This window comes from Cognatundibacterium luofuense (genome assembly GCF_018139685.1).
Classification (GTDB): domain Bacteria; phylum Pseudomonadota; class Gammaproteobacteria; order Burkholderiales; family Burkholderiaceae_D; genus Undibacterium; species Undibacterium luofuense.
On sequence record NZ_JAGSPN010000029.1, the window covers coordinates 1 to 1,844 of the forward strand.

The 1,844-nt window shown below is 45.8% G+C and carries 1 protein-coding gene and 1 pseudogene; both read right to left on the bottom strand.

Features of this window, described 5'->3' with window-relative positions; translation table 11 throughout:
• Nucleotides 1-197: pseudogene (locus KDM89_RS19060) on the bottom strand (alpha-D-ribose 1-methylphosphonate 5-triphosphate diphosphatase); the annotation flags it as partial.
• Nucleotides 198-319: 122 nt separating this feature from the next.
• Nucleotides 320-1,339: an IS701 family transposase gene (locus tag KDM89_RS19065; RefSeq protein ID WP_212689505.1), complete on the bottom strand. Its 1,020-nt coding sequence runs from the start codon at nucleotides 1,337-1,339 to the stop codon at nucleotides 320-322.
• Nucleotides 1,340-1,844: the final 505 nt, after the last annotated feature.

Genomic DNA, 1,844 nt, shown 5'->3' on the forward strand with positions numbered 1-1,844 from the left:
AATACCGGCCAGTTAACCTTAGGGCGCGGCATCAGGTGTTTTTCCATATTGTCGGTATGCAGCTCGACCAGCCCCGGCAATAAATAGTCGCCCTGCCAGTCGTCACCACTCAGGCCCGCATTGCCAGCATGGATGTCGGCGAACTTACCCTGGCTGACTAAGAGACTGCCTGTGATGGCCTGGGTCGCAGTGACCATACGTGCGTTCCGTATCGCAATATCGGGTAGCGAAAGAGTCTGCATAACACGCCTATCTACAAAAAAAATCTCAAAAAACATTAACATGTTTTCCTGACGGAAACATGACTATGAGTTAGGACTTACGCAAGGCGCATGCGAATAGATGGATTTTTAAGTTGTTGGCACAAGAAATCATCGAGCAATCCGTGTTTAACCTTGTACAAGGTACATTGGGATTTTCTGGCGATTTCGGCCAAGCGAACCCAGACAAGAATGGCGCAGGCAATGTGATTACGCTGAATGCGCGCCTTGCGGCATTGGCATTTTTCCAGCCCAGTCAATTGCTTGGCTTCCCGATGAAATTGCTCTATCTTCCAACGCAAGCTGCACTCCTCTCGTGAAGCCTGCGACGAATCCTGAGTCAGATCGTTCGTCACGATCCATTCCGTGCGCTGGGTAGACACCGCAATGCGGAACAATTTCAACCGATGCTCAGCAGGGAAGCCGCGCACCTTCACAATTTTGCCTTTTTCTAAAGTCTGTTCATTCCACTCCAGCGTATCGACACAACGATACCCATACCGCGTACCGGAATCATCCACCAGACGGTTGCTTTTGAGTGGACAGTAGTAAATCTTTTTCAGCGACTCAATGTGCAGCATCATTTCTTTTGTCGCGTACCAGGAATCCATGAGAACCGTGCGAAACAATAATTGCTTATGCGTCAGACTGTGTTCCAGCATCTCGCGGACATGATCGAGTTTGCTTTTTCCGTCGCCATCGGGATCAAAAATACGGTAATCCACCACCCAGTGCTGTTCCGTATCCGGATTGACGTAGACGCAGGTCACCACGCCTATGCCTTTGATCACGCCGTGCGCGTTGCCACTGTACTGACGCCGGACTAATTCAATTTTGTGTGCGTGGCTTTTATCGATGATGGTGTCGTCAAAGACCAGATAGCCCCGTTCGCTCAAGACGACTTGCGCGCCGACATTGTCCCAGATCAGTTGCGGCGTTAGTTGGTCCCGCAATAGCAGGCGATTGATCGCATCGTGACTCATGTTTTCTTTGTGATCGGCAAAATTGGTCAATGTATGATTCACTGGCGTAACCAGTAAATATTGGCAATAGTCCAAGCGTGTAGGGCTTCGTTTCATGCCTCTACCATACCCAACTTATTCATCTTTTAGGTTTACGTTCATTTGTAAACGTCTGTAACTGCGTAAGTCCTATTAGTAATCTTCGATATCCAAATGATAGTACGTCTTTGCTTTGGATAAAGTTTTGTTTTTTGCCATTTCTTACAGGGCTAAATTACTCATATAGGTGTTTATACAACTTTTTCCAAACATACATTAATCCTGTATTTTTTGCATTAAATAAGTGGCTCTTTTGAATTGAGCAAGGGTGGCACTTTTGCCGTGATGAATAGGATATTATTTTTATACCAATACGCGCATAAGCTCGAACTGTTAGCTACATGAAGAAATTCTAAAATTTTTCGACCACATATTCTCGAGGTGAACGGAGAAAAGTTCTCTGTTGCTGGGACTAACTGTAGGCCCAGAAATTTTAAAAACACCATCCTTGAGGAATATCATGAAAAACCAATGCCCAAAATGCAAATCAATTTTGATCGAAGCACGTCACGTTGGTCGTAAA

Bases quoted from the DNA above. Each gene is read 5' to 3' on its own strand.
- KDM89_RS19065 (WP_212689505.1), bottom strand. From the start codon at position 1,339: ATGAAACGAAGCCCTACACGCTTGGACTATTGCCAATATTTACTGGTT.